We start from the raw sequence: 25094 nt of genomic DNA, 5'->3' as shown, positions 1-25094 counted from the left end.
GCACCGGCTGGGGCTCGATGCGCGGATGAACCGCGAGGCGCTGGTCGAAGACGGCTTCAACCTTGCCGATGGCGACCTCATGGTCCGCATCGACATCAAGGCGCTGACCGGCAAGACGGTCATGGTCTACGGCCAGACCGAGCTCACCCGCGACCTGATCGCTGCCGCGCCGCAGCGCGAACTCGACATCGTGTTCGAGGCGCAGGATCTCGCGCTGCACGATGTTGACAGCGACGCGCCGAGCGTCAGTTTTGCCAAGGATGGCGTGGCGCATCGGATCGAGTGTGATTTTATCGCCGGGTGCGACGGCTTCCACGGCCCGTCGCGGCGCGCCATCCCGGTCTCGAAGGCCCGCGAGCACACCCATGAATACCCGTTCGGCTGGCTGGGCATCCTGGCCGATGTGCCGCCGTGCCATGACGAGCTGATCTATGCCAACGGCCCGCGCGGCTTTGCGCTGGCATCGATGCGCTCGCCGACGCGCAGCCGCTATTATATCCAGGTGCCGCAGGGCGAAAAGCTGGCCGACTGGAGCGAAGACCGGCTGTGGGACGAGCTCGAAGGACGTTTCGACGGCATTTCGCGCCATGGCGTGACCCGGGGGCCGGCGCTCGAGATGTCGATCGCGCCGCTCAGGTCGTATGTGTTCGAGACGATGCGCTACGGGCGGCTTTTCCTGGCTGGCGATGCCGCGCATATCGTGCCGCCGACCGGCGCCAAGGGCCTCAACCTGGCGGCGTCCGATGTCACATATCTGGCCGACGGCCTGATCGCGCATTATGCGCAGCGCGGCGAGGCGGGCTTGCTTGACTACCAGCGCCGCGCACTTGCGAGGATATGGAAGGCCGAGCGGTTCAGCTGGAGCCTCACCCGGCTGATGCACAGTTTTCCGCAGCAGGGATCGTTCGAGCGGCGCATGCAGATCGCCGAGCTCGAGTACCTCGCGCATTCCCCGGCGATGCAGACGGCCATCGCCGAAAACTATGTCGGGCTGCCGCTCTAGCGCGCGACGACACGCTACCCTAGCGTCCCGCTGGGCAATTCATGTTGCGGTGCACCCAAAAGAATCGGGGTCGGCGAAAAAATCTCTTGCCACGACAATCAAACGATGTTCCTATCGGAAATCAGCTGAAAATCGAAATTTCTGCTCACGACTGGCCCAAAGGACAACGCCCAACTGGCGTGCTTTGTGGGTCCTTCGAGACTGAATTATCCTGCACTGCAACATAAAGCAGCAGATGTGCTCTCCGTGTCGTGGCGATGCCCGTGCAAGTGGCAACCATGACATCGGACGTTCAGCCAGACTCGCTGTACCGGATGGGGTGACCGAAGGCCTGCATTGACTGAATGGGGGCATTCAACATGATTACACGCAGAAGGGTGCTGCACCGTATCGGTGCGGCGGGGGGAATTGCGGCCGTTGCTGGCGCGATGCAGACCATGGGATGGTTCGGCATTGCAGAAGCCGCTGCGGCAAATGCGGCTTCGCTGGCGCAGATGCCGGGCGATCTGGGCAGTGGGCGGTCGGTGGTGGTGCTGGGGGCAGGCTTTGCCGGGCTGGTCGCCGCCTACGAGCTGCAGCAGCGCGGCTTTTCAGTGACGGTGCTCGAGGCACGCAGCCGCGTCGGCGGCAAGGCGTGGACGGTGCGCGACGGCGACACCATCGAGATGATCGGCGAGCAGCCGCAGACCGCGCGTTTTTCCGAAGGCTTGTATTTCAACGCCGGGCCTGCGCGCTTGCCCAGCTTCCACCAGGGCGTGCTGGGCTATGCCAAGAAGTTCGGCGTTCCGCTCGAGGTCGAGGTCAATTCCAGCCGCTCGGCCTATCTCGTTGCCGGGAACGGCAGCAAGCTGCGGATGCGCACCGCCGTCAACGACATGCGCGGGCATATCTCGGAACTGCTCGCCAAGGCGGTCAACCAGGGCGCGCTCGATCAGGCGCTGAGCGTCGATGAGAAGGCCAAGCTGCTGCCGTTCCTCAAATTCTACGGCGATCTCGAGGGCGATTACGCGTTCAAGGGCACGACGCGATCCGGCTTCAAGACCGGCCCAGGGGCAGGCGTTTCGAGCTTTGAAAGCGCGCCGGCGCCGGTGCCGCTGGGCGACCTGCTTGCCAACGACCAGCTGCAGATGATGGGATTTGAAGACAATCTCTACATGCAGGCGACGATGTTCCAGCCGGTGGGCGGCATGGACCAGATCTCGGTAGGCATCGAACGCAACCTCAAACAGCGCGCGGTGCTCAACGCCGATGTCCGGCGCATCCGCCAGCGGCCCGATGGTGTCGAAATTGCTTATGTCGATACCCGCAATGGCCGGGCGCAGACGATCAAGGCCGACTATTGCGTCTGCACCATCCCGTTCCCGGTGCTGGCCGGGATCGACGCCAATTTCGCCAAGCCGGTCGCCACGGCGATCGCCGGGGTGGTCTACGAGGATTCGAACAAGGTCGCGTTCGATGCACCGCGCTTCTGGGAACAGGACCAGATCTATGGCGGCCTGACCTTCGTCGGCGGAGAGACCAGCCTGATCTGGTATCCATCCTGGGGGCTGCACGGCGATCGCGGGATGATCCTGGGTTGCTACAGTTCGGGCGAGCCGGGGATAAAATTCGCCAGGCGCCCGATCGCCGAACAGATCGCGATGGCGCGCGCCGCAATCGACAGGGTGCACCCAGGGCACGGCGCCGACTGCAGCGCGCCTTTGGTCGTCAACTGGCGCAAGGTGCCCTACAGCCTCGGACCCTGGCCCAACTGGACCCCGGGTGTGAGACAGCGCGAGCATGCCGGGACCGACACGCCCGCCTATCGGCTGCTTTGCGAGCCCGAAGGCCGCATCTTCTTTTCCGGCGCGGCGCTCAGCCAGACGCCGGGGTGGCAGGAAGGCGCGCTGCAATCGGCACATGCCACGGTCGGCGCGCTGGTCCGGCAGATGGCGGAGAGGAATGTCACCGAGCCGCGCCGAGCCGCGGCCTGACCGTGCTCATTCGTGCGGCCGCCATGACCGACATCCCGGCGCTGGAAGGCCTGATCGCCGCCTCGGCGCGCCAGCTCAGCGTCGGCCATTATGACGACGCGCAAACCGAAGCGGCGATTGCGCACGTCTTCGGGGTGGACAGCGAGCTCGTCGAGGATGGCACCTATCTGCTGGTCGAGCGGAACGGGCGACTGGCCGGGTGCGGCGGGTGGAGCAGGCGCGCGACCTTGTTCGGATCGGACCGGTTTGCTGGGCGGGCATCGGGGTATGTCGACCCTGAAACCGCCCCGGCCAAGATCCGGGCCTTCTTCGTGGCGCCGGATTTTGCGCGGCGCGGTGTCGGCACATCGCTGCTCGCAGCATGCGAGGCCGCCGCTATTGCAGCCGGGTTCAAGGCGGCCGAGCTGATGGCGACCTTGCCCGGCGTGCCCTTCTATGCGGCGCACGGCTATCGGTCCTTGCCGGCAGTGACGCTGGACTATCACGGAACAGCCATCGACTTCGTGCCGATGCACAAGACGTTTCAACCGGCCGGCGACGGCCCGAACATCAGGAGGGAGCAGATCCAGAGCTCGCGTTAGACGACACACAAAATCTTATCATCGCAGGGACGAACCAAACACATCCTGGCACCAGACCAGGATCATTGGGGGTGATGACTGGAAAGCTCAACTTTAATGCAAAGGGGGCTTACAGTGATGAATTTACGGGGGGTTTCGAGCACCGCGCTGGCGATCGGCATGGTGGTCTTTTCAAACAACGCATCGGCGACGACAGCGACAGCGGCTGCTGATCAGCCCGCAGTCGATGCGGCCGACGAAGACAATGCGGCGGCAGACCGGACCAATATCGTGGTCACCGGCACGCGCCGGAGCGACCGGACAGCGATCGAATCCACGGTTCCGGTGGATGTGTTCACCAACGAAGACCTTGCCAGCCAGGCCAGTCCGAGCCTGCAGACCATCCTCAAGAACCTGGTGCCTTCGTTCAACCAGCAGCGCAACGCCGGAGCGGATGGCACCGCCTTCGTCCGCCCGCCCACGCTGCGCGGCCTTCCGCCGGATCAGATCCTGGTGCTGATCAACGGCAAGCGCATGCACCGCAGCGCCTTGGTGCAGGTCGCAGGCGATTCGCTGTCGGCAGGATCGCAGGGCGCCGATCTGTCGCAGATCCCTTCGGTGGCGCTGAGCCGGGTCGAGGTGCTGCGCGATGGCGCTGCCGCGCAATATGGCTCGGATGCGATTGCAGGCGTAATCAACCTGGGGCTGCGCGACAATGACAGCGGCTATGAACTCAACGCCCGCTATGGCCAGACCTATCGCGGCGACGGCAAGGACATCCAGATCGCGGGGAATGCCGGGTTCAAGCTGGGCGAAGGGTTCTTCAACGTCAGCGCCGAATTCGTCGACCAGGGGCTGTTCGACCGCGCGCGCGACCGGCCCGATTCAGCGGCGCTGAGGGCGCTGGGCATCCAGGTGCCCACGCCGCCGACCCGCTATGGCCAGCCCGAAAGCACGATGTACCGGCTGGTGATCAACTCGGCGATTCCCGTCGGCGATAGCAACGAGGTCTATCTGTTCGGCAACTATGGCTATGCCGATCAGCAGGTCGATTTCAATTATCGCAGGCCGCGTGCGGTCACCGTACCGGGGGTCACGGCGTTTCCCGGCGTGGCGCCGGTGGCCAGCCAGACCTTCCCGGTCTCGGGGCTCGGCGGCGGGATCAACTATCTCAACCGCATCCCCGGCCTGCTGACCGCAACCGGACTGCCGGTGTTCGATGCTGCCGGCGCGACCTTCTCGTTCGCGTCGCTGTTTCCCAATGGCTACACGCCGATCTTCAAGAGCCGCAACGAGGACTTTTCGGGCGTGATCGGGTTTCGCGGGGAAACCGGCTTTGGCGTGCTGTTCGATCTCAGCGCGTCGATCGGTCGCAATGTCATCAAGTACGACATGACCGATACCTACAACCCCTCGCTGGGCCCGCAATCGCCGACCGAGTTCTTCCTCGGCACGCTCGAACAACGCGAGGCGAACTTCAACTTCGATGCAAGCTATCCGTGGGAGGTCGGCTTTGCCTCTCCGCTCAACATCGCGATGGGGCTGGAGTTCCGGCGCGAAACCTATGAGGTCGGGCTGGGGGATGCGGCCTCTTATGCGCAGGGGCCGTTTGCGCTGCAGATCGTGCAGCGCCCCGATGGCACGCGCTTCCAGCAGACGGCGGGGATCGGTGCGGATGGCTTCCCGGGCTTCGGCCCGGCATCGGCGACGCAAAGATCGCGCACCAATTATTCGGCGTATCTCGATGTCGAGGGCGATATCGTCGAAAGCTTCTCGCTGGGGCTCGCGGCGCGCTACGATCACTTCAGCGACTTTGGCGGCACCTTCAACCTCAAGGCCAGCGGACGCTGGGCGGTGGCGGATTTCATCGCGCTGCGCGGCGCGGCAAGCACCGGCTTCAGAGCGCCGACACCGGGCCAGGCCTCCACCGCCAATGTGCAGACCGGTTTCCCGAACAACAGCACGGTGCCGATCGCCACGGCCACGGTCACGGCGGACAGCGTCACCGGGCTGTTCTTCGGGTCGCAGCCATTGTCGCCGGAAAAATCGGTCAGCGTTTCGGGCGGCGTGGTGATCACCCCGGGCGGCGGGTTCAACCTGACGGTCGACTACTACAATATCGAGGTCAAGGATCGCATCGCCATCACCTCGTCGTTCACCGTCTCGGCCGCGCAGCAGGCGGCCCTGTTTGCGCTCGGCGTCGCCAATGCGTTCGATCTGGGCCAGGTGAACTATTTCACCAATGGCTTCAGGACCCGGACCCAGGGCGTCGATGCGGTCGCATCCTATCGGGCGGCGACCACCATCGGCACGTTCAACACCTCGCTTGCGGTCAACTACAACAAGACCGAGGTCACCGAACGAACGATCCCTGCGGCGATCAACATCCAGCGGGCGGCCAATATCGAGGGTCTGTCGCCCAGATGGCGCGGGGTGCTGGCGACGACCTGGTCGCATGACATCTTCGATGCGACCGCGCGGGTGAACTACTTCGGCAGCATCACCTCGTACAACAGCAACGCGGTCGCGGTCGGCAGCATCACCCGGCAGACCTTCCGCCCCGATCACAGCTTCGATCTTGAGGTGGGGATCACGCTGGCGGAGCGATTCCGCATTGCTGCGGGCGCGGAAAACCTGTTCAATCGCTATCCGGAGCGCGAGGTCCGCAACATCTATGCCGCCACCGGGGCGCAGGCCAGCGGCCGCATCTACAACGACGCATCACCGCTCAGCTACATGGGAGGCTTCTGGTATATCCGCGCCGGCGTGAAGTTCTGATTTGCAATACAGCTGCGGTGGCACGGCATGCGAGTGCCGCGTCACCGTACCTCTCCGACCAGTATCCATCTTTCAGGAAAGGATGTTCTCTTGATCCGTTCAATATTGCTTTCGACCGCCGCGCTGTTCGCGTTCGCTTCCTCCGCGCAGGCGCAGCAGATCGTTCGCCACACCAATCCGCCCCCGGCGATCATCCTGAGCGGCGTGACGATCCCGCCCGGCGCCGAAACCCTGATGCTCTCCGGACAACTCGCCAGCCCGATCGACCCTGCGGTTACCGACAGCATCGAGGCCTATGGCGACACCAAGACGCAGACGATCAGCACCTTCAGGAAGATCGAGGCGGCGCTCGCCAAGCAGGGCTACAAGATGTCCGATGTCGTCAAGCTTACGGTGTTCGTGGTCGGCGATCCCAAACTGGACGGCAAGATGGATTTTGCCGGGTTCAACGCGGGCTATCGCGAGTTCTTCGGGACTGCGGCCAACCCCAATCTCGTGGCGCGCTCCACGGTTCAGGTCGCCGCGCTTGCCGGGCCGAATTTCCTCATCGAGATCGAGGCGACCGCCGCCAAGATGCCGTAGCATAACGGGCGCCGGATGATCGCATGATGCCTGCTGCGAACCAGCCGGTCGTGGCTGCTTGGCGGCTATCGGTCTGCGTTCACAGCGATCAGGTCGCGATCCGCTGCGACGGCGGGCCGAAATAGCTGGGCGGCAGCGTATCGCGATAGGCGGTGATCGACTGGACGACGATCGTCGGGTCCACCATCGCCAGCGTCAGCCTGTGACGCCCGGGCTCGGTGATCGCAGCCTTGAACTGCATGATGCGCATGTCGGTGCGCGCGTTGGTGTCGTGCGCCTTGCCCAGAAACTCCTGCGTTTCGCGTTCCTCGGGGCTGAACACCGCCACGATCTGCGGCGCGGAATCATCGATCCATAACGCCAACGACAGTTCGTGCGCCGGGTTGACCCGCAAGGTCGGCGCGGTGACGAGGTCGAAAGTCCAGGTGCCCGCTTCGCCCACGAACACCGGATATTCCAGCCGGGGCGCGTTTGCGGGGTCGGTTGCCGAGGCGGCGTCGACCGGAAAGATCGACATCGCCGCCGGAACGCGCCCGTAATCGGGGATCGCCTCCCAGCGGACCTTGCCTGCAGCCAGATTGCGCTCGAACCCGTCGGCGGGAATCGCGAACGGCGCGCCCATCGAGCCCCAGCAGCCCTTCGCCGCACGTTCCTGCTCGGCGGTGGCGCGCACCGCGCTGACCTTGATCGAAACCGAAGCATCGGTGCCGTCGCTGACGTCGATCGTGCCCGTGGCCAGGCCGGGCGGGAGCTTTGCCCAGTCGATCGCGACCAGCATCCGCCGATCGCCATCGCCCGCGCTGAACGGCTTGCCTTCCGTGAGCACGATCCACGCCGCGCTGGCGGTGACCTTGGCCTTTACCGGCTGCTCGCCGCGCGAGAATATCTCGATCCAGTGCGTAGCGCGCGTCAGGCTGTCGAACCGGGGCAGTTCGGGCGCGAGATAATAGCCCGGCCAGGCCTGCGTGGCGCCCTCGATCGCCACCCCGAGCCGCGCTTCATCGCCAAGGTCGAGTTCGGAAACCGGCGGGGGAATGTCGTGCGGCGGCTGATACCAGTCGAAATAGCCGATATAGGTCTGGTCCATCAGGTGGTTCCATTTCCCGCCGGACAGCTCGCCATTGTAATAGTCGCGAAAGCGGTGCGCCTCGGCGAACAGGTCGCGGACCTTCGCGGCTTCGGCATTGGTACTGGCGCGGCCCTGCTGCGCGAAGCGGCGATTGCGCGCCGCAGCGACGAGCATTTCGGTCAGGTTGCAGCACGCCCGGATCGGGTGCAGCACCAGCTGGTAGAAGGCCGCGCGGTGCGTTTCGGGCAGCGTCCGGTTGACCGCCTCGGCGCGCGCACGAAGTTCGGTCCACAGCCCAACCATGCGCTCGGCCTCGCGATAATGCTCAAGGCTGTAGGTCTCGGGCCGCAGCTGCTCGGGCTTGCGCCAGGCGTTGTACTTGGCATAGCGCGAGACAAGACTGGCGATCTCGGCGGCATGCTTTGGGCCGAACTCGCGGCTCGCCCATTGTTCGGTCCATGCGGTGATCCTGTCCTTGGTCACCGCCTTGGGGTCCCAGGCCATCGCGAGGAAGAACTCGATCGGCAGCTCGAGCGGCTTGAGGTCGCCGATGTTGGTGATCCAGATGCGGTCGGCACCATAATCGAGCGCGAGGTTCATCTGCTCCCAGATCTTGGGGAACGGATTGGTGTTGACCCATTTGTAACTATAGGGACCGCCGTTCATGTCCATGTGGTGGTAGATGCCGAAACCGCCGCTGCGCCGCGCGCGTTCCTCGGGCGTCGGCAGGCGGCGGATGTAACCGACGTTGTCGTCAGCGAACATCAGCGTCACATCGTCGGGGACACGCAGCCCGGCATCGTAATATTTCTGCACCTCGGTGAACAGCACCCAGACCTGAGGAATGCGCTCTGCCGCGACGCCGGTTTCCTCGGCGAGGATACGGCGCTGGTCGCCGATGATCGTCTCGAGCAGTTCGATGTCCGACGCGATCCCTCCGGTGCCCTCGAGCGCCACGTCGCCGTCACCGCGCATCCCCATCGTCACCAGCAGCTCGCGATTCCGGCTGCGTTGTGCACCCTCGCGGAAGAACTGCTGCACGGCGGGGCGGTTGGTCAGATAATTCCATTCGCCGTTGCCGGGCCGCTGCTCGGTCCATTCCTTGTGCGCGCGGTTCATCGGTTCGTGGTGTGAGGTGCCCATGACGATGCCGTATTCGTCGGCCAGCGGCCCGTTGCGCGGATCGTCGATGTTGAAGGCGTTGTTCCACATCGCCGGCCACAGATAATTGGCGCGCAGCCGCAGCAGCAGCTCGAACACCTTGGTGTAGAAATCGGCGTTCATCCCGCCGAACTTCTCTTGGGTCCAGGCGGACAGCGCCGGGGCCTCGTTGTTGAGGAAGATGCCGCGATAGCGCACCGCAGGTTCGCCCTGGAAATAGCGGCCATAAGCGACGCGCACCGTCTCGCGGCGGATCACCGGGACATCGGCCCACCAGTACCATGGCGACACGCCGATGTTCTGCGACAGATCGTAGATGCCGAAGATCGTCCCGCGCTTGTCGCTGCCTGCGATCACCAGCGCCTCGCGGACGCCGGGCAACGGGTCGCGGACGGTCTGCAGCGTGTACGATTCCCATTTGCCGCGAATGCGCGCGACATCGATCTTGCCCGCCGCTGCCAGCCGGTCGATCAGCGGGCTTTTGCCAAGCGTGCCGATCAGCACCATGCGCGGCCGGTCGGGGGCATCGGATATACCCGCAACCTTGCCCGTCACCCGGCCAAGGTCGGCCGCAAGATCGCGCACCGCGCGCAGCACGCCGGGATGGTCCTCAGGGTCGGCGAACAATGGCACCGGCACGCCCTTGGCGGCGACTTCGAAGCCTGCCCCGTCCGCAGAAAAGGCGATGGCCGCCGACAGGGGACTCGCGACCAGCCCGGCAGCGAGCGACCCCGACATCATTTCACGGCGAGAGAGCATCGTATGGCCGCCCGCTCAGTCGATGGCCACGACAGCGACCGACTTGGCGGGCAGATCGAACACCAGCCTTCCGTTGATGCTGGTCCCTGCAAACGGCACCGGCTTGATCGTATCAGGCGCGGCAAAGCTGTTGTTGGTGTCCATTGCCGGGCCGGTCAAAATACGGCCCGAGGCGCTGGTACCCATCAGCGTCGAGACGCTGATGGCGCGATCAGGATCGACGTTGACCAACGCCAGATACAGCCTGCCATCCTTGCCGCGCGCAGCCGTCGCATCGACCATCGGCATGGCGATCTTGCCATGGATATATTCGGGCGAGGCGATCGATACCGGATAGGGCACCGCATCCATGAACGGCTTGTACAGATCGAACAGATGATAGGTCGGCGTCAGCACCATCTTGTCGCCCTCGGTGAGGATCACCGCCTGCAGCACGTTCACCATTTGCGCGATATTGGCCATCTTCACCCGGTCGGTGTGGCGGTGGAAGATGTTGAAGGTCAGCGCGGCGACCATCGCGTCGCGCAATGACGCCTGCTGGAAATGGTGCTCGCCCGGCTTGGCATTCTTGTCGAGCTTGTACCACGTCCCCCATTCATCGACGAACAGCGGCACCTTCTTGTCGGGGTCGTGCTTGTCCATGATCGCGCTGACGCGCGCCAGCATCGGCTCCATCTGCCGCGCCAGATCGAGCACATCGGCCCATTCGTCCTCACCAAAGCCCAGCGCCTCGCTCTTGGGGCGTCCCATCGGCATCGCGTAATAATGGAAGCTCAGCGCATCGGTCTGGCCCATGTGCTTCATCATCGCCTCGGTGAAGGCCTCGTAATCGCCGCCGCCCTGGACGCTGGCACCGCTCGCCACCTTGACCAGCCCCATCGAGGCGGGCGGGTCTATGAACGCCGAATAGCGCGCGTTGACGTCGGCGGCATATTCGGGACGCATGTTGCCGCCGCAGCCCCAGGTTTCGTTGCCGATGCCGAAAAAGTCGATCTTCCACGGCTTGGCCCTGCCGTTCTTGCGGCGCTCCTTGGCCAGCGTGGAATCGTTGTCGGCGGTCATGTATTCGAGCCAGAGCTGCATGTCGCGCGGGCTCATCGAACCGACATTGCCCGAGACATAGGTCTGCGCCCCGATCAGCTCCATGAAATCGAGATATTCGTGCGTACCGAAATCGTTGCTGTCGACGGTGTCGTCCCAGTGCATCCGCGTGCGCACCGGCCGCTGGGCACGCGGACCGATGCCGTCGCGCCAGTCGTAGACCTCGCTGAAGCAGCCGCCCGGCCAGCGAATGACCGGCACCTCGAGCTGGCGCAGCGCATCGACGACGTCGCGACGATAGCCGCGGATGTTGGGAATGCGGCTGTCCGGGCCGACCCAGATGCCTTCATAGATCCCGCGCCCGAGATGCTCGGCGAAATGGCCGTAGATGTTGCGGTTGATCGGCGCGCCCGGGCGCGCGGTCTCGATGGCGACGACGGCCTGCGCGATCGGCTCCTGCGCGCGTGCGGCGGAGCCTGTCGCAGCGAATGCCAGTGTGATGCCAGCGGCGGCGGTTATCAGTTTTTCCAGCATGTCAGGCCTTCCTCTCATCGTGCATGCCGCCTGCTTTGTTCGCCAAGAACGAAACCCAGGACTCTTGCCATGCGCGCCCTGCCTAGCGAAGTTCGCGACCCGCCACAATACTCAGACAAATTGCCCGGACATCTTTTTCGCTCCTGCCCGGCGCGCAGCGTTGCACGCTTGACAAGGCCGCCAAAACCGTGATGGTAGCGCTATCAGAAAAAGAAGAAGGTTGATCACATGGAGGGGGTTTCCCAACGGCTTCGATCGGCAATGCCCGACGACTGGATGCTCGGTACATTTGCCGGGCGCATGCTCACCGACGCTGGGCCCAGCCCCATTCTCGTGGTGCGCGGCGAGCTTTACGATATGGCACACGTCACCCCGACCGCAGCAGCGCTGGCTGAACGCGGCGACTTCAGCGGCGCTGGGGGCAAGCATATCGGCCCATTCGACATCGACAGCGTCCCGCTGCTCAGCCCGGTCGACCTGCAGTGCGTCAAGGCCTGCGGCGTGACCTTTGCGGTCTCGGCGATCGAGCGGGTGATCGAGGAGCGCGCGCGCGGTGACTGGAGCGCTGCATCGGCGATCCGCGAGCGGCTCGAATCGCGGATCGGCGGGTCGATCCGTTCTGTCGTTCCCGGTTCTCCCGAAGCGGCGGCGCTCAAGACCGCACTGATCGAAGACGGCTTGTGGTCGCAGTATCTCGAGGTTGCGATCGGTCCCGATGCCGAGGTGTTCACCAAGGCGCCGGTGCTGGCGAGCGTGGGTGCGGATGCCGATATCGGCGTGCGCTCCGATTCGCACTGGAACAACCCCGAACCCGAGATCGCACTGCTGGTCGACAGCGCTGGCGCTGCCATCGGCGCGATGCTGGGCAACGATGTCAACCTGCGCGATTTCGAGGGTCGCTCGGCGTTGCTGCTCGGCAAGGCCAAGGACAACAACGCATCGTGCGCGCTCGGGCCGCTGGTCCGGATATTCGATGAAAGCTTCACGATCGACGATGTGCGGCAAGGCGATGTCCGGCTGACGATCACCGGCGCGGATGGCTATGTCCTCGAAGGCGAGAGCAACATGCGCGAAATCAGTCGCGATCCGCTCGATCTGGTGCGCCAGACGTTGAGCGAGCACCAGTATCCCGATGGGTTCGCTCTGTTCCTGGGTACGCTGTTCGCGCCGGTTCAGGATCGCGACGAGCCCGGGCGGGGCTTCACTCACAAGCCAGGTGACGTGGTGGCGATCGAGAGCCGCCGGCTGGGCCGGCTGGTCAACCGGGTCGTGACGTCTAAGGACGCCGCGCCCTGGACGTTCGGCATCGGTTCGCTGATGCAAAATCTCGCGGGCCGCGGCCTGCTCAAGGGGGCGGAATGACACAGATGGCAGCCATCGAGGCGGGCCAGGCGCGGGCGATCTATCCCAGCCTGGCGGGCAAACGCGTGCTGATCACCGGCGGCGCAAGCGGTATCGGTGCCGCGCTGGTCGAATCCTTCGCCCAGCAGGGCGCCCATGTGGCGTTTCTCGACGTCAACGACGATGCCGGCGAGGCGCTGGCCAAGCGGCTTGCCCAGGTGCACTATCACCATTGCGACCTGCGCGATCTCGATGCGCTCAAGGCGTGTCTGGATACGGTGATGGAAGAGCTGGGCGGCGTCGATATCCTGCTCAACAATGCCGCCAACGACGACCGGCACGCGGTGGGGGACGTGACCCCGGCCTATTGGGAAGACCGCATGGCCACCAACCTGCGCCACCTGTTCTTCGCGGCGCAGGCCGTCATCCCCGCGATGCAGGCAAACGGCGGCGGCGCGATCATCAATTTCGGGTCGATCAGCTGGCATCTGGGCCTGGGCGATCTGGTACTGTACCAGACCGCCAAGGCGGCGATCGAGGGCATGACCCGGGGCCTGGCGCGTGATCTGGGGCGCGACAACATCCGCGTGACGACCATCGTCCCCGGCAATGTCCAGACCCCCCGCCAGGAGCTATGGTACACCCCCGAGGGCGAAGCGGAAATCGTCGCAGCCCAGTGCCTGAGCGAACGCATCCAGCCGGTCGACGTCGCCGCGCTTGCGTTGTTCCTGGCTTCGGACGACGCCCGGATGTGCACCGGGCACGAATATTTCATCGATGCAGGGTGGCGCTGACATGGAGGTCACCTCTGTCCTGACGGTCGCTGCAACGCTGGGTGAGGGGCCGGTCTGGACGGGCGATGCGCTCTGGTTCGTCGACATCAAGGCCAGGCGCGTCCACCGTTTCGATCCCGCCACGCGCGCGACCCGCCACTGGACCGCGCCCGATCAGGTCGGGTGGGTCTTGCCTTCGATCCGGGGCGATATGATTGCCGGGGTCAAGACCGGGCTCCACCGGTTCGATCCTGAGACCGGCGCATTTGCGCTGCTGCATGATCCCGAGCCGAACCGTCCCGACAACCGCCTGAACGATGCTGCGACCGACCGTCACGGGCGGCTCTGGTTCGGCACTATGGATGATGGCGAAGCGCAGTCCAGCGGTCGTCTCTATCGCTGCAGCGACGGCGTGTGCGGCGACAGCGGGCTCGATCCGGTGTCGATCACCAACGGGCCTGCGATCAGCGCCGATGCCCGCACCTTGTACCATACCGACACTTTGGGCCGGACGATCTGGCGTGTGGAAGTCCGCGACGATGGCAGTCTGGGCAAACCCGAGCGGCATCTGACCATCGAGGACGGTGCAGGCTATCCCGATGGATCGGTGATCGATGCCGAAGGGTGTCTGTGGGTCGCGCTTTATGACGGCTGGGGCGTCAGGCGCTACGATCCGGCCGGCACACTGATGCAGTTCGTGCGGTTTCCGGTGGCGAACGTGACCAAGATCGCGTTCGGCGGCGAGGATCTGACGACGGCCTATGCGACGACGGCGCGCCAGGGGCTCGACGCTGCGGCGCTGGGCACGCAGCCCTTGGCGGGCGATCTGTTTTCGTTCAATCCCGGCGTTGCCGGTCTGCCGGTGGTACCGGCCAATATATAAAATCTTGAGGAGCAGGTGAAAATGGCGACTGTGGCACAGCCAGCCGAAGGGCGGGTCAATATCGGGTTCATCATCGCGATCGTCGCGGTCGCGACGATCGGCGGGTTCATGTTCGGATATGATTCGGGCGTGATCAACGGCACGCAGAAGGGGCTCGAAAGCGCCTTCGACCTTGGCAATCTGGGCATCGGGATCAATGTCGGCGCGATCCTCGTCGGGTCTGCGATCGGGGCCTTTGGCGCCGGGCGGATGGCCGACCGCATCGGCCGCCGCGGCGTGATGATGCTGGCAGCCGTCCTGTTCCTCGCCAGCGCGCTGATGGCGGGCGCTGCCTCGTCCTCGATCATCTTCATCATAGCGCGGATCATCGGCGGCCTGGGCGTCGGTGCTGCCAGCGTGATCTCGCCGGTCTATATCTCCGAAGTCACCCCCGCGAACATCCGCGGGCGGCTGTCGAGCGTGCAGCAGGTGATGATCATCACCGGGCTCACCGGCGCGTTCGTCGCCAATTTCGCGCTGGCGCGCTATGCGGGCGGATCGACCGCCGAATTCTGGATGGGGTACCCGGCCTGGCGCTGGATGTTCTGGCTGCAGGCGATCCCGGCGGCGATCTATGGTCTGGCGCTGCTGGTGATCCCCGAAAGCCCGCGCTATCTGGTGGCGCGCGGCCGTGAGACAGAAGCGCATGTCGTTCTCTCGCGACTGTTCGGCACGGCAGAGGCCGACCGCAAGGTCGTCGAGATCCGCAACAGCCTGGCCTCCGATCACCATCGCGCCCGGCTTTCCGACCTCATCGACAAGAGCTCGGGCAAGATCCGTCCGATCGTCTGGACCGGCATCGGGCTTGCGATCTTCCAGCAGGCGGTCGGCATCAACGTCGTCTTCTATTATGGCGCAGCTTTGTGGGAAGCGGTCGGCTTTTCGGAAGATTACGCGCTGCAGACCAACATCCTGTCGGGCGTGCTCTCGATCGCTGCCTGTCTTGCGACGATCCTGCTGGTCGATCGGGTCGGCCGCAAGCCGCTGCTGCTGTTCGGATCAGCCGGCATGGCGGTCACGCTCGGCATCGTCGCCTACGCGTTCTCGACTGCCGTGACCGACGCATCCGGCGCGGTGTCGCTTCCCGGATACAATGGCGTGATCGCGCTGATCGCTGCCAACCTCTATGTGATCTTCTTCAACCTCAGCTGGGGTCCGATCATGTGGGTGATGCTGGGCGAGATGTTCCCCAACCAGATCCGCGGTTCGGGTCTTGCGGTCGCGGGATTTGCGCAGTGGATCGCCAACGCTGCGGTATCGGTCAGCTTCCCCACGCTCGCGGCATCGCCGGGGCTGGCGTTCACCTATATGGGCTATGCGTTCTTTGCCGCGATCTCGTTCTTCTTCGTCCAGAAGATGGTCGTCGAGACGCGCGGTCGCGAACTCGAGGACATGGAGGGCTGATCGGGATGCCGGTGGTTCAGCGCGGCTTGCGCGCCGTCGGGCGACGGCGCGGGGCCGCGTCGGACTGGCGGCGGATCAGTTCATAGTCGGCCAGCACGTGCGGACGGTCCATCGCTGCGCCCTTGCCCGAACGGATGGCGCGGACAAGCAGTTCGACCGCCTGGCGCGACATCTCGATCACCGGCTGGCGGATCGTGGTGAGTTCTGGCCAGATCGTGGTGGCAAGCGCGGTATCATCGAAGCCGCAGACCGTGAGGTCGCCGGGGACGTCGAGTCCCTTGCGGTGCGCGATCGCCACGGTCGCGGCCGCCATATCGTCATTGGCAGCGAAGATCGCGGTCGGCGGATCGTCGCGCTCGAGCAGCTGTTCGGCGGCGTCGAGCCCCGAGCGATAGGTGAACATGCCATCGGCCACCAGATCGGCACCGGCGCTGAGCCCGGCCTCGGCCAGCGCCGCGCGATAGCCTTCGAGCCGCTCGGCGCTGGCGGTCTGGTTGGGGTTGCCGGTGATGAAACCGATGCGGATGTGGCCCAATTGCGCCAGATGCCGGGTCATGTCGTACGCCGCCTGCCGGTCGTCGATGCTCACCGACAATGCCCATTCGGGCGCACGCCCGGTCGCCACCGCGACCACCGGAATGCCGCGCTCCTCGAGCGCCTTGAGGATTGGAAGCGAGTCGCTGAGCGGCGGCGGCAGCACCACCCCGTCGATGCGCCCGCGCAGCAGATGATCGACCGCCGCCGTCTCGCCGCCGTCCTCGCACTTCTCGACCACCAGATGGACGTTGCTGCGGCTCGCCTGATCGAGGCTGCCGACGAGAAACTCGCTGAGATACGCGAACGACGGGTTCGAGTGCAGCAGGCCGATGCGGATGTCGTCACCGCCAGCGAGGGTGCGCGCGGCGGCATTGGGCGCATAGTTCAGCGCCGCGATCGCCTCTTCCACCCGCCGCCGGGTCTCGTCGCGCACGTTGTTCTCGGCGTTGATGACCCGGCTGACCGTCATCGGCGAGACGCCTGCGTGCGCCGCCACATCGCTGATCGTGGGCACGTTGCGCTGACGCCGGGGGCCACGAGGTTCTTTCATGCGCATTCTTTCGGAAACGAAGGGACTTTCTGGCCAAAGGCCAAGCTGCGCCCAATAAACTGAGATGAATGGAAAGGCGAGATATGATCGAAATCCTGATAGCCATGGCGCTGCAGCAAGCGCCCTATGTCAAGAACCCGAAATACTGGCCGACGCCGGTGATGGACGAAGCCGCGCCGCCGGTTCCGCCGTTGAAGCGCGGCGCGGTGCTGGTGCTTTCGAAGACCAACGGTTTTCGCGATGACGAGCAGATCGTCGCGGCGACCGCGGCGGTGCAGGAGATCGCCAGACAAGGCGGGCGCGATGTCTTCGCCACCGAGAACGCTGCGATCATGAACCCCCGCGATCTGGCGAAATTCCGTGTTGTCGTGCTCAATTCGAACAGTGGCAACATCTTCACCGACGACCAGCGCAAGGCGTTTCGCCAATGGGTGGAAAAGGGTGGCGGCGTGGTGCTGCTGCATGGCGCGGGCGGCGACCACACTTATGACTGGGCCTGGTACCGTGATGCCCTGCTGGGCGTGCATTTCAATGGACATACCTCGAAACCCGACCAGTTCCAGCAGGGCGACATCGATGTCATCGAGCCCGGCCACCGGGTGATGCGGGGAATCCCGGTCAAATGGACCCGCACCGAGGAGTGGTACGCGTTCGACAAAGTCCCGACCGGCCAGGGCACGCGCGTTCTTGCGACGCTCGACGAGGCCAGCTATCGGCCTGTCCCCGAGCAGCGGATGGGCGCGGTGCACCCGATCATCTGGACCCGCTGCGTGGCAAAGGGCCGGTCGGTGTTCTCCGCGCTGGGCCATCAGGCGCAAAGCTATGCCGAGCCGCTGCATCGCACGCTGATCGGCAACGCGATCGACTGGGCGGCCGGCAAAAGCTGCTGACCGCTATTGCGGGTTACCCGGCGCGAACGGGAAGCGCTGCTGCTTGTACCATTCGAGGTCATGCTGCGGTGCTGCCGACCCTGCCGGAAGCGACAGGCCGTTGATCGACATCCAGTAGGCCAGGCTGGCATCGCGCCACCACAATGCTTCGCGTTCCTGGATGCCGAGATAGGTGTCGGTCTTTTCCCAGCGCTCGGCATCGACGCGCGATTTGACCGTCGCCCATTGCGCGCGCATCGCCCGCACTTCGGACACCCCGCGATCGTAGCGGTGGACCATTTCCTCCCACAGGGTCTTGCCGTCGGGCATCTTGTAGTCCCAGGGCAGGTGGTGGAACCACAGCAGATCCTCGGCCGGCGTGGTCTTGGGGTTTGCATAACGCTTGGCGAGGCTCGGTGCATATTGCGCGACCGCGTTGCTGCCGGTGCGGGTGCGATCGAAGCCGATGCCGTTGCGGTCCGCACGGTGATAATAGACCGGGTTCCATTCGGGGCGTCCCAGATCGGAAATCCACGGTCCCGGACCATAGTGGTGACCCGAGGCGAACAGGTGCGCGAGCCCCAGCGGCCCGGTGTAATCGACCACCGCCTCGCGCGAGCGCATCATCATGGCCACGGCGGTATCGATCACCACCGGATCTTTGCCGAAGGTCTGCGCCGCCCATTCGCGCGCGATCGCTTCCGACGAGAGCGTGGGGTCCCACGCCATGCGGCCGAAGACGTACCAGTTGGCTTGGTTGAAAGTGCTGCCCGACCAGTCGCGATCGCGGCCGATATTGGCGACGCCCGCCATGCCGCTGAGCCTGTGTCCGTCGGCCTTGCCGGTGACCACCGAGGCCACGGTTTCGCCGCGGCGGACGCCGGTTTCTGCGTCGAGCACCTCCTCGAACATCGGCCCGAGATAGGCAAGGTGGGTGGCGAAGCCGAGATATTCCTTGGTGATCTGGAATTCCATCACCAGCGGCGTCTTGGGCATCGCGCCGAACAATGGGTGGAACGGCTCGCGCGGCTGGAAGTCGATCGCGCCGTTCTTGACCTGCACCAGCACATTGTCCGCAAAGGTGCCGTCGAGCGGTTTGAACTCGGTATAGGCCTGCTTGGCGCGGTCGTCGGGATCGGTATCGGCATAGACGAACGCGCGCCACATCACGATTCCGCCATGCGGCGCGACCGCGGCTGCCAGCGTGTTCGCGCCATCGGCGTGGCTCGCGTCATAGTCGCGCGGACCCGGCTGGCCCTCGCTGTTCGCCTTGACCAGGAACCCGCCGAAATCGGGGATCGCGCGGTAGATCTCGTCGGCCTTGGCTTTCCACCAAGCGGCGACTTGCGGGTCGCGCGGATCGGCGGTCTTCAAACCCCCGATCTCGATCGGCGCGGAGAACCGCACCGACAGATAGACCTTGATGCCATAAGGGCGGAACACATCGGCGAGCGCGGCGGCCTTGGCGATGTACGGCGCGGTCAGGCTTTCGGCTTTGGCGTTGACGTTGTTGAGCACGGTGCCGTTGATGCCCAGCGACGCGTTGGCGCGAGCATAATCGGCATAGCGCGGGTCCTTGTAGTCGGGCAGCAGCCACCAGTCCCACAGCGACTGGCCCGCATATCCGCGCTCGACGACGCCATCGAGATTGTCCCAGTGGTTGAGGATGCGCAGCTTGGTCTGCGGGGCAGAAGCGAGCGCGATCTGAGTGGCGTCGCCGCCGCTGTTGATATGACGCAGCAGCGCGAACGCGCCGTACAGGACGCCGACGTCGCTTGTGCCGGTCACCAGCATGACCTCGCGCCCGCCGACATTCGCACGCTGCACCCGATAGCCTTCGGCGCCCATGCTGCGCGTATCGAGCCGCAGGCTGGCCAGCGCAGGATCGTTCGCCTTGGCGAGCAGGACGGGGGTGGGGAGGGTCGGCAGGCTGCGGCGGAGCTCATCGGCGGCGATGCGCAACGTCGGCGAATCGCCTGACATTTCGATCGTCGAAACAGCGGGCAAGTCCTGCGATTCGCCCAGCCAGAGGCGGTAGCCATTATTGCCCCAGGCCGGGGTCGCCAGTGCCAGCAGCGCGCACGCCCATAGCGGGGTTCGGCGGTTGAACAGCATCATAATTCCTCTCCCTGGTCGCCGCGCCTTATCACGCTGGCCATACGCAACGGCATTGACAAGCCCTCGCAGTGGCGTGCATGTTAGCGGTATCACGACGACAACATCAATAAAAATGTTGCGCTTCAAGGGACGGGAGAGAGCGATGACTCGGACGATGGAACACGGTGGCAGGGTCAGCCGCCGCGACCTTTTTTTCTGGGGTGCATCGGTCTCGCTTCTCGCCATGATGCCCGCGGCGGCACGCGCCGCCGGCCCGATCTATCGCGATCCCAAAGCTCCGATCGACCTGCGCGTCGATGATCTGCTCTCGCGGATGACGCTCGACGAGAAGGTCGCGCAGTTGATCACTTTGTCGCGCACCAAGCGCGATGTGATGGACGATGCCCTCGCTTTCGATCCCGCCAAGGCATCGGCCGCCTATCCGCATGGCATCGGCCAGATCGCGCGCCCGTCCGATCGCGGAGGCGCGGCGACCGCCAACAACAATCCGGAAAACGACGTTCCCGTGCCCTCGACCGGCCGCTGGCGCGCGCCTGCCGATACCATCGCCTTCGTCAACGCCGCGCAGAAATGGGCGAAATCGACGCGGCTGGGCATTCCGGTGCTGTTCCACGAGGAAAGCCTGCACGGCTATATGGCGCCCACCGCGACGAGCTTTCCGCAGGCGATCGCGCTTGCCAGCACGTTCGATCGTGATCTGATGCAGCAGGTGAGCTCGGTCATCGCGCGCGAGGTGCGCGCGCACGGCACGACGCTGGCGCTGTCGCCGGTGGTCGATATCGCGCGCGATCCACGCTGGGGCCGGATCGAGGAAACCTTCGGTGAGGACGCGTATCTGTGCGGTGAGATGGGCATCGCTGCGGTGCTCGGTCTGCAGGGGCGCAGCAAGATCCTGGCGCCCGGCAAGGTGTTCGCGACGCTCAAGCACATGACCGGCCACGGCCAGCCCGAAAGCGGCGAGAATGTCGCGCCCGCGCCGCTTGCCGAACGCGAACTGCGCGAACGCTTCTTCCCGCCGTTCCGCAAGATCGTGAAGAAGACCGGGATCGCCGCGGTGATGCCCTCGTACAACGAGATCGACGGCATGCCGAGCCACGCCAACCGCTGGCTGCTGAACGACGTGCTGCGCGGCGAATGGGGCTTCGATGGCGCGATCGTCAGCGATTATGCCGCGATCGGCGAGCTCGCCTCGCTGCATCATGTCGCCCCCGACATGGCCGCAGCCGCACGGCTGGCGCTGATCGCCGGGGTCGACAGCGATCTGCCCGATGGCGAGGCGTTCCGCACGCTGGGCGATCAGGTACGCGCGGGAAAAGTGCCGCAGGCCCTGGTCGATCTCGCGTGCCGCCGGATGCTCAGGCTCAAGTTTCGCGCGGGCATGTTCGAGGAAGGCCCGGTTGACGCACGCGCCGCAGCCAGGCTGACCGCGAACCCCGAGGCCGTGGCGCTGGCGCGGCAATCGGCGATCAAGGCGATCACGCTGCTGACCAACGATGGAACGCTCCCGCTCACCCCCGGCGCGCACAAGCGGGTCGCGGTGATCGGGCCCAATGCTGCGATCGCGCGGCTCGGCGGCTATTCGTCGCTTCCGACCAATCCGGTCTCGCTGCTCGAGGGGGTCAAGGCGCGGCTCGGCAACCGCGCCGAAGTGGTGCATGCGCAGGGCGTGTTCATCACCCAGAGCGAGGACCGCTCCGCCAACGAAATCCTGCTCGCCGACCCCGCGAAGAACCGGCAGCTGATCGCCGAGGCGGTCGAGGTCGCCAACACGTGCGACGTCATCCTGCTGGCGATCGGCGATACCGAGCAGACCAGCCGCGAGGGCTTTGCCAAGAACCACCTCGGCGATCGCACCAGCCTCGATCTGATCGGCGAGCAGAACGCACTGTTCGAAGCGATGAAGGCGACCGGCAAGCCAGTGGTCGTGGTCGCGATCAACGGTCGTCCGCCCTCGTGGCCGACGGTCGCGGAGAACGCCAACGCGCTGCTCGAATGCTGGTACATGGGGCAGGAGGGGGGCCATGCGATGGCCGCGGTGCTGTTCGGCGATGCCAATCCCGGCGGCAAGCTGCCCGTCACCGTCGCGCGCCATGTCGGCCAGATTCCGATCTTCTACGATGCCAAGCCCTCGGCGCGGCGCGGCTATCTGTTCGACACCACCGATCCGCTGTTCCCGTTCGGCCATGGGCTGAGCTACACGACGTTCGAGCTGAGCGCACCGCGTCTGTCTGCGGCCAGCATCGGCACCGGCGGCAGCGTGACGGTCGAGGTCGATGTCACCAACACCGGCACCCGCGCCGGCGACGAGGTCGTCCAGCTCTACATCCGCGATCAGGTCGCCTCGGTGACCCAGCCGCTCAAGGTGCTCAAGGGCTTCCAGCGCGTCTCGCTTGCTCCCGGCGCGCGCACCACCGTCAGCATCGTCCTCGAACCCGAGACCTTCACCATCTGGAACGACCAGATGAAGGAGGTCGTCGAGCCCGGCCTGTTCGACATCATGACCGGGCCCGACAGCGTCAACCTGCAAACCGTCACTCTCGAAATCGTCTAAGGATCACCATGCCCAAGATCGTCGATGCCCGTGTCATCATCACCTGCCCGGGTCGCAATTTCGTTACGCTCAAGATCATCTGCGACGATGGCACCACCGGGGTCGGTGATGCCACGCTCAATGGCCGCGAACTGTCGGTCGCCAGCTATCTCACCGATCACGTCATCCCCTGCCTGATCGGCCGCGACGCGCACCGCATCGAGGATATCTGGCAATATCTTTACAAGGGTGCGTACTGGCGGCGCGGGCCGGTGACGATGAGCGCGATCGCCGCGGTCGATACCGCATTGTGGGACATCAAGGGCAAGATCGCCGGGCTGCCGGTCTATCAGCTGCTCGGCGGAGCTTCCCGCGAGAACGTGATGGTCTACGGCCATGCCAACGGCACGACGATCGAGGACACGATCGCGGTCGCGCTCGACTATCAGGCCCAGGGCTACAAGGCGATCCGGCTGCAGTGCGGCGTCCCCGGGATGGCATCGACCTATGGCGTCAGCAAGGACCGCTATTTCTACGAGCCCGCCGATTCCGATCTGCCCACCGAGAATGTCTGGAACACCAGTAAATATCTGCGCGTGGTGCCCGAGCTGTTCAAGGCGGCGCGCGAGGCTTTGGGCTGGGACGTGCATCTGCTGCACGATATCCACCACCGGCTGACCCCGATCGAGGCGGGACGGCTGGGCAAGGATCTCGAGCCCTATCGCCCGTTCTGGCTCGAGGATGCGACGCCTGCCGAGAACCAGGAAGCGTTCAAACTGATCCGCCAGCACACCACCGCGCCGCTGGCTGTCGGCGAAATCTTCAACTCGATCCACGACTGCCGCGAGCTGATCCAGAACCAGCTGATCGACTATATCCGCGCGACCGTGGTGCATGCCGGCGGCATCACCCATCTGCGCCGGATCGCATCGCTCGCCGATCTCTATCAGGTGCGCACCGGCTGCCATGGCGCGACCGATCTGTCGCCGGTGTGCATGGCCGCAGCTTTGCACTTCGACCTGTCGGTGCCCAATTTCGGCGTGCAGGAATATATGCGCCACACCCCCGAGACCGACGCGGTCTTCCCGCATGCCTACACCTTCGCCGATGGCGCGATGCACCCCGGCGACGAGCCGGGCCTTGGTGTCGATATCGATGAGGAACTCGCCAAGGGCTATGAGTACAACCGCGCCTTCCTGCCGGTGAACCGGCTCGAAGACGGCACGATGTACAACTGGTGACCCCGGTGGACGATGTCGCACAGGCCGCCGCCGAGGCACCCGATGCCACGGTGCGCGCGGTGCCCAAGCCGCGCGGACGTATCCGCTGGGTCATCTGCGCGCTGCTGTTCGCTGCGGTGGTGCTGTCGTATATCGACCGGTTGGTGCTCGGCGTGCTCAAGCCGCAGCTCGAGACGCTCTATGGCTGGACCAATTCGGGCTATGGCGACATCTCCGGCTATTTCCAGGTCTGCTACGGGCTCGGTTTCCTTGCGTTCGGCTGGCTGATCGACCGCATCGGTCCGCGCGCGGGCTATCTGCTGGCGATGGGGATGTGGACGGTCGGCCATTTCGCGCAGGTCTTCGTCACCACCACCACCGGCTTCGTCATCGCGCGGATCCCGCTGGCATTGGGCGAGGCGGGGACCTTTCCTTCCGCGCTCGCTGCGGTGTCGCAATGGTTTCCCAAGAAGGAACGCGCGCTGGCGATCGGTATCTTCAACGCCGGCGCCAATGTCGGCGCGATCATCACCCCGCTGCTGGTCTCGTTCATCGTCGTCGGGCTGGCGTTCGACTGGCGCTGGGCGTTCATCGTCACCGGGCTGTTCAACCTCGTCTGGCTGTTCGTCTGGTGGAAGTTCTATCGCAACCCCGCGCAGCACCCCAAGGTCACCCCCGAGGAGCGCGCGTGGATCGAGGCCGAACCGTCCGAAGACGCGGGCCGCACCGGCTTCTTCAACGTCATGCGCCACCGCGAGACCTGGGCCTATATGGCAGGCCGCTTCCTGATCGATCCGGTGTGGTGGACCTTCCTGTTCTGGCTGCCCGATTTCTTCAACAAGCAATATGGCTATGATCTCAAGAACTTCGGCCCGCCGCTCGTTGCCATCTATATCCTCGCCGATGTCGGCGCGATCGCCGGCGGCTGGTACAGCTCGCACCTGCTCAAGAAGGGCATGGCCACCGGCCGGGCGCGCAAGCAGGCGATGTTCGTCTGCGCGCTGTTTGCGCTGCCGGTGATGTTCGCGATCGAGGCCGACAATATCTGGGTTGCGGTGTTCTGCATCGGGCTGGCGTGCGCGGCGCACCAGGGCTTTTCGACCAACCTGTTCGCGCTGCCCGGAGACCAGTTTCCGCGGTTCGCGCAGGGCACGCTGATCGGGCTGGGCGGGTTTGCGGGCGCGTGCGGTGGATTCATCGCGTCGAAGTCGCTGGGCGTGTTGCTCGACCGCGTCGGCAGCTACGAGCCGTTCTTCATCGCCTGCGGCATGGCCTATCTGGTGGCGCTGGGCGTATTCCATCTGCTCAACCCCAAATACAAGCAAGTGAAGGTCGCCAGCAACCGATGATCCGTCCGTTCTCCACCCAGC

At 64.9% G+C, this 25094-nt stretch carries 17 protein-coding genes; 13 read left to right on the top strand and 4 right to left on the bottom strand.

Translation table 11 applies throughout. The annotated features are described in order from the left end of the window. From ACK4R0_RS13000 to ACK4R0_RS12980, 5 genes are all read left to right on the top strand, one after another. Positions 1-1003: 4-hydroxybenzoate 3-monooxygenase (locus tag ACK4R0_RS13000; RefSeq protein WP_409674547.1), on the top strand; the 1003-nt coding region annotated here is incomplete at its 5' end. A 359-nt stretch (positions 1004-1362) separates the two neighbouring features. Continuing rightward, positions 1363-2976: a flavin monoamine oxidase family protein gene (locus ACK4R0_RS12995; RefSeq protein WP_409674545.1), complete on the top strand. Its 1614-nt coding sequence runs from the start codon at positions 1363-1365 to the stop codon at positions 2974-2976. Between the two features lie 23 nt (positions 2977-2999). Then, positions 3000-3557 carry a GNAT family N-acetyltransferase gene (locus tag ACK4R0_RS12990; RefSeq protein ID WP_409674543.1) on the top strand — a complete coding sequence of 186 codons (558 nt, stop codon included), beginning with the start codon at positions 3000-3002 and terminating at the stop codon, positions 3555-3557. Positions 3558-3674: 117 nt separating this feature from the next. Further along, entirely contained in the window at positions 3675-6314 is a 2640-nt protein-coding gene (locus ACK4R0_RS12985; protein WP_409674541.1) for a TonB-dependent receptor plug domain-containing protein, read from the top strand. A gap of 90 nt (positions 6315-6404) precedes the next feature. Beyond that, positions 6405-6896, top strand: coding sequence for a RidA family protein (locus ACK4R0_RS12980; protein ID WP_409674539.1), 492 nt, complete (start codon positions 6405-6407; stop codon positions 6894-6896). 88 nt (positions 6897-6984) lie between these two features. On the opposite strand, the gene ACK4R0_RS12975 is transcribed toward ACK4R0_RS12980, so the two are convergent. Both ACK4R0_RS12975 and ACK4R0_RS12970 read right to left on the bottom strand, forming a co-directional pair. Next, positions 6985-9885 (bottom strand): glycosyl hydrolase 115 family protein, encoded by a 2901-nt coding sequence (locus ACK4R0_RS12975; RefSeq protein ID WP_409674537.1) that lies wholly within the window; start codon positions 9883-9885, stop codon positions 6985-6987. A gap of 15 nt (positions 9886-9900) precedes the next feature. Continuing rightward, complete coding sequence (locus ACK4R0_RS12970) at positions 9901-11460, bottom strand: alpha-N-arabinofuranosidase (protein ID WP_409674535.1); 1560 nt, start codon at positions 11458-11460, stop codon at positions 9901-9903. A gap of 276 nt (positions 11461-11736) precedes the next feature. Here ACK4R0_RS12970 and ACK4R0_RS12965 point away from each other — a divergent pair, with 276 nt between their 5' ends. Genes ACK4R0_RS12965 through ACK4R0_RS12950 form a run of 4 tightly spaced genes read left to right on the top strand, consistent with a single transcriptional unit; the run spans position 11737 to position 15900 of the window. Continuing rightward, positions 11737-12822, top strand: coding sequence for a fumarylacetoacetate hydrolase family protein (locus tag ACK4R0_RS12965; RefSeq protein WP_409674533.1), 1086 nt, complete (start codon positions 11737-11739; stop codon positions 12820-12822). Next, positions 12819-13595: an SDR family NAD(P)-dependent oxidoreductase gene (locus tag ACK4R0_RS12960; protein WP_409674531.1), complete on the top strand. Its 777-nt coding sequence runs from the start codon at positions 12819-12821 to the stop codon at positions 13593-13595. The genes ACK4R0_RS12965 and ACK4R0_RS12960 overlap by 4 nt, the downstream gene beginning before the upstream one ends. A 1-nt stretch (position 13596) precedes the next feature. Then, positions 13597-14457, top strand: a complete 861-nt coding sequence (locus tag ACK4R0_RS12955; RefSeq protein ID WP_409674529.1) for an SMP-30/gluconolactonase/LRE family protein — start codon at positions 13597-13599, stop codon at positions 14455-14457. Positions 14458-14478: 21 nt separating this feature from the next. Further along, positions 14479-15900: a sugar porter family MFS transporter gene (locus ACK4R0_RS12950; protein ID WP_409674527.1), complete on the top strand. Its 1422-nt coding sequence runs from the start codon at positions 14479-14481 to the stop codon at positions 15898-15900. A 16-nt stretch (positions 15901-15916) separates the two neighbouring features. On the opposite strand, the gene ACK4R0_RS12945 is transcribed toward ACK4R0_RS12950, so the two are convergent. Beyond that, positions 15917-16987 (bottom strand): LacI family DNA-binding transcriptional regulator, encoded by a 1071-nt coding sequence (locus tag ACK4R0_RS12945; protein WP_409674525.1) that lies wholly within the window; start codon positions 16985-16987, stop codon positions 15917-15919. 83 nt (positions 16988-17070) lie between these two features. Here ACK4R0_RS12945 and ACK4R0_RS12940 point away from each other — a divergent pair, with 83 nt between their 5' ends. Continuing rightward, positions 17071-17877 (top strand): ThuA domain-containing protein, encoded by an 807-nt coding sequence (locus tag ACK4R0_RS12940; protein WP_409674523.1) that lies wholly within the window; start codon positions 17071-17073, stop codon positions 17875-17877. Positions 17878-17880: 3 nt separating this feature from the next. On the opposite strand, the gene ACK4R0_RS12935 is transcribed toward ACK4R0_RS12940, so the two are convergent. Next, complete coding sequence (locus ACK4R0_RS12935; RefSeq protein WP_409674521.1) at positions 17881-19974, bottom strand: alpha-glucuronidase family glycosyl hydrolase; 2094 nt, start codon at positions 19972-19974, stop codon at positions 17881-17883. A gap of 142 nt (positions 19975-20116) precedes the next feature. Here ACK4R0_RS12935 and ACK4R0_RS12930 point away from each other — a divergent pair, with 142 nt between their 5' ends. From ACK4R0_RS12930 to ACK4R0_RS12920, 3 genes are read left to right on the top strand one after another with little or no spacing between them, the layout of a single operon-like run. Then, positions 20117-22525, top strand: a complete 2409-nt coding sequence (locus ACK4R0_RS12930) for a glycoside hydrolase family 3 N-terminal domain-containing protein (RefSeq protein WP_409674519.1) — start codon at positions 20117-20119, stop codon at positions 22523-22525. Positions 22526-22533: 8 nt separating this feature from the next. Then, positions 22534-23745 carry a D-mannonate dehydratase ManD gene (manD, locus tag ACK4R0_RS12925; RefSeq protein WP_409674517.1) on the top strand — a complete coding sequence of 404 codons (1212 nt, stop codon included), beginning with the start codon at positions 22534-22536 and terminating at the stop codon, positions 23743-23745. Next, positions 23742-25073, top strand: coding sequence for an MFS transporter (locus tag ACK4R0_RS12920; protein ID WP_409674515.1), 1332 nt, complete (start codon positions 23742-23744; stop codon positions 25071-25073). The genes manD and ACK4R0_RS12920 overlap by 4 nt, the downstream gene beginning before the upstream one ends. Positions 25074-25094: the final 21 nt, after the last annotated feature.

This window comes from Blastomonas sp., assembly GCF_046294995.1.
GTDB lineage: Bacteria > Pseudomonadota > Alphaproteobacteria > Sphingomonadales > Sphingomonadaceae > Blastomonas.
This window is presented reverse-complemented; position numbering and strand designations above follow the sequence as displayed.

Coding starts and splice junctions, on each gene's coding strand:
- ACK4R0_RS12995 (WP_409674545.1), top strand. CDS start 1,363: ATGATTACACGCAGAAGGGTGCTGCACCGTATCGGTGCGGCGGGGGGA.
- ACK4R0_RS12990 (WP_409674543.1), top strand. CDS start 3,000: ATGACCGACATCCCGGCGCTGGAAGGCCTGATCGCCGCCTCGGCGCGC.
- ACK4R0_RS12985 (WP_409674541.1), top strand. CDS start 3,675: ATGAATTTACGGGGGGTTTCGAGCACCGCGCTGGCGATCGGCATGGTG.
- ACK4R0_RS12975 (WP_409674537.1), bottom strand. CDS start 9,885: ATGCTCTCTCGCCGTGAAATGATGTCGGGGTCGCTCGCTGCCGGGCTG.
- ACK4R0_RS12970 (WP_409674535.1), bottom strand. CDS start 11,460: ATGCTGGAAAAACTGATAACCGCCGCCGCTGGCATCACACTGGCATTC.
- ACK4R0_RS12965 (WP_409674533.1), top strand. CDS start 11,737: ATGCTCGGTACATTTGCCGGGCGCATGCTCACCGACGCTGGGCCCAGC.
- ACK4R0_RS12960 (WP_409674531.1), top strand. CDS start 12,819: ATGACACAGATGGCAGCCATCGAGGCGGGCCAGGCGCGGGCGATCTAT.
- ACK4R0_RS12955 (WP_409674529.1), top strand. CDS start 13,597: ATGGAGGTCACCTCTGTCCTGACGGTCGCTGCAACGCTGGGTGAGGGG.
- ACK4R0_RS12950 (WP_409674527.1), top strand. CDS start 14,479: ATGGCGACTGTGGCACAGCCAGCCGAAGGGCGGGTCAATATCGGGTTC.
- ACK4R0_RS12945 (WP_409674525.1), bottom strand. CDS start 16,987: ATGAAAGAACCTCGTGGCCCCCGGCGTCAGCGCAACGTGCCCACGATC.
- ACK4R0_RS12940 (WP_409674523.1), top strand. CDS start 17,071: ATGATCGAAATCCTGATAGCCATGGCGCTGCAGCAAGCGCCCTATGTC.
- ACK4R0_RS12935 (WP_409674521.1), bottom strand. CDS start 19,974: ATGATGCTGTTCAACCGCCGAACCCCGCTATGGGCGTGCGCGCTGCTG.
- ACK4R0_RS12930 (WP_409674519.1), top strand. CDS start 20,117: ATGACTCGGACGATGGAACACGGTGGCAGGGTCAGCCGCCGCGACCTT.
- manD (WP_409674517.1), top strand. CDS start 22,534: ATGCCCAAGATCGTCGATGCCCGTGTCATCATCACCTGCCCGGGTCGC.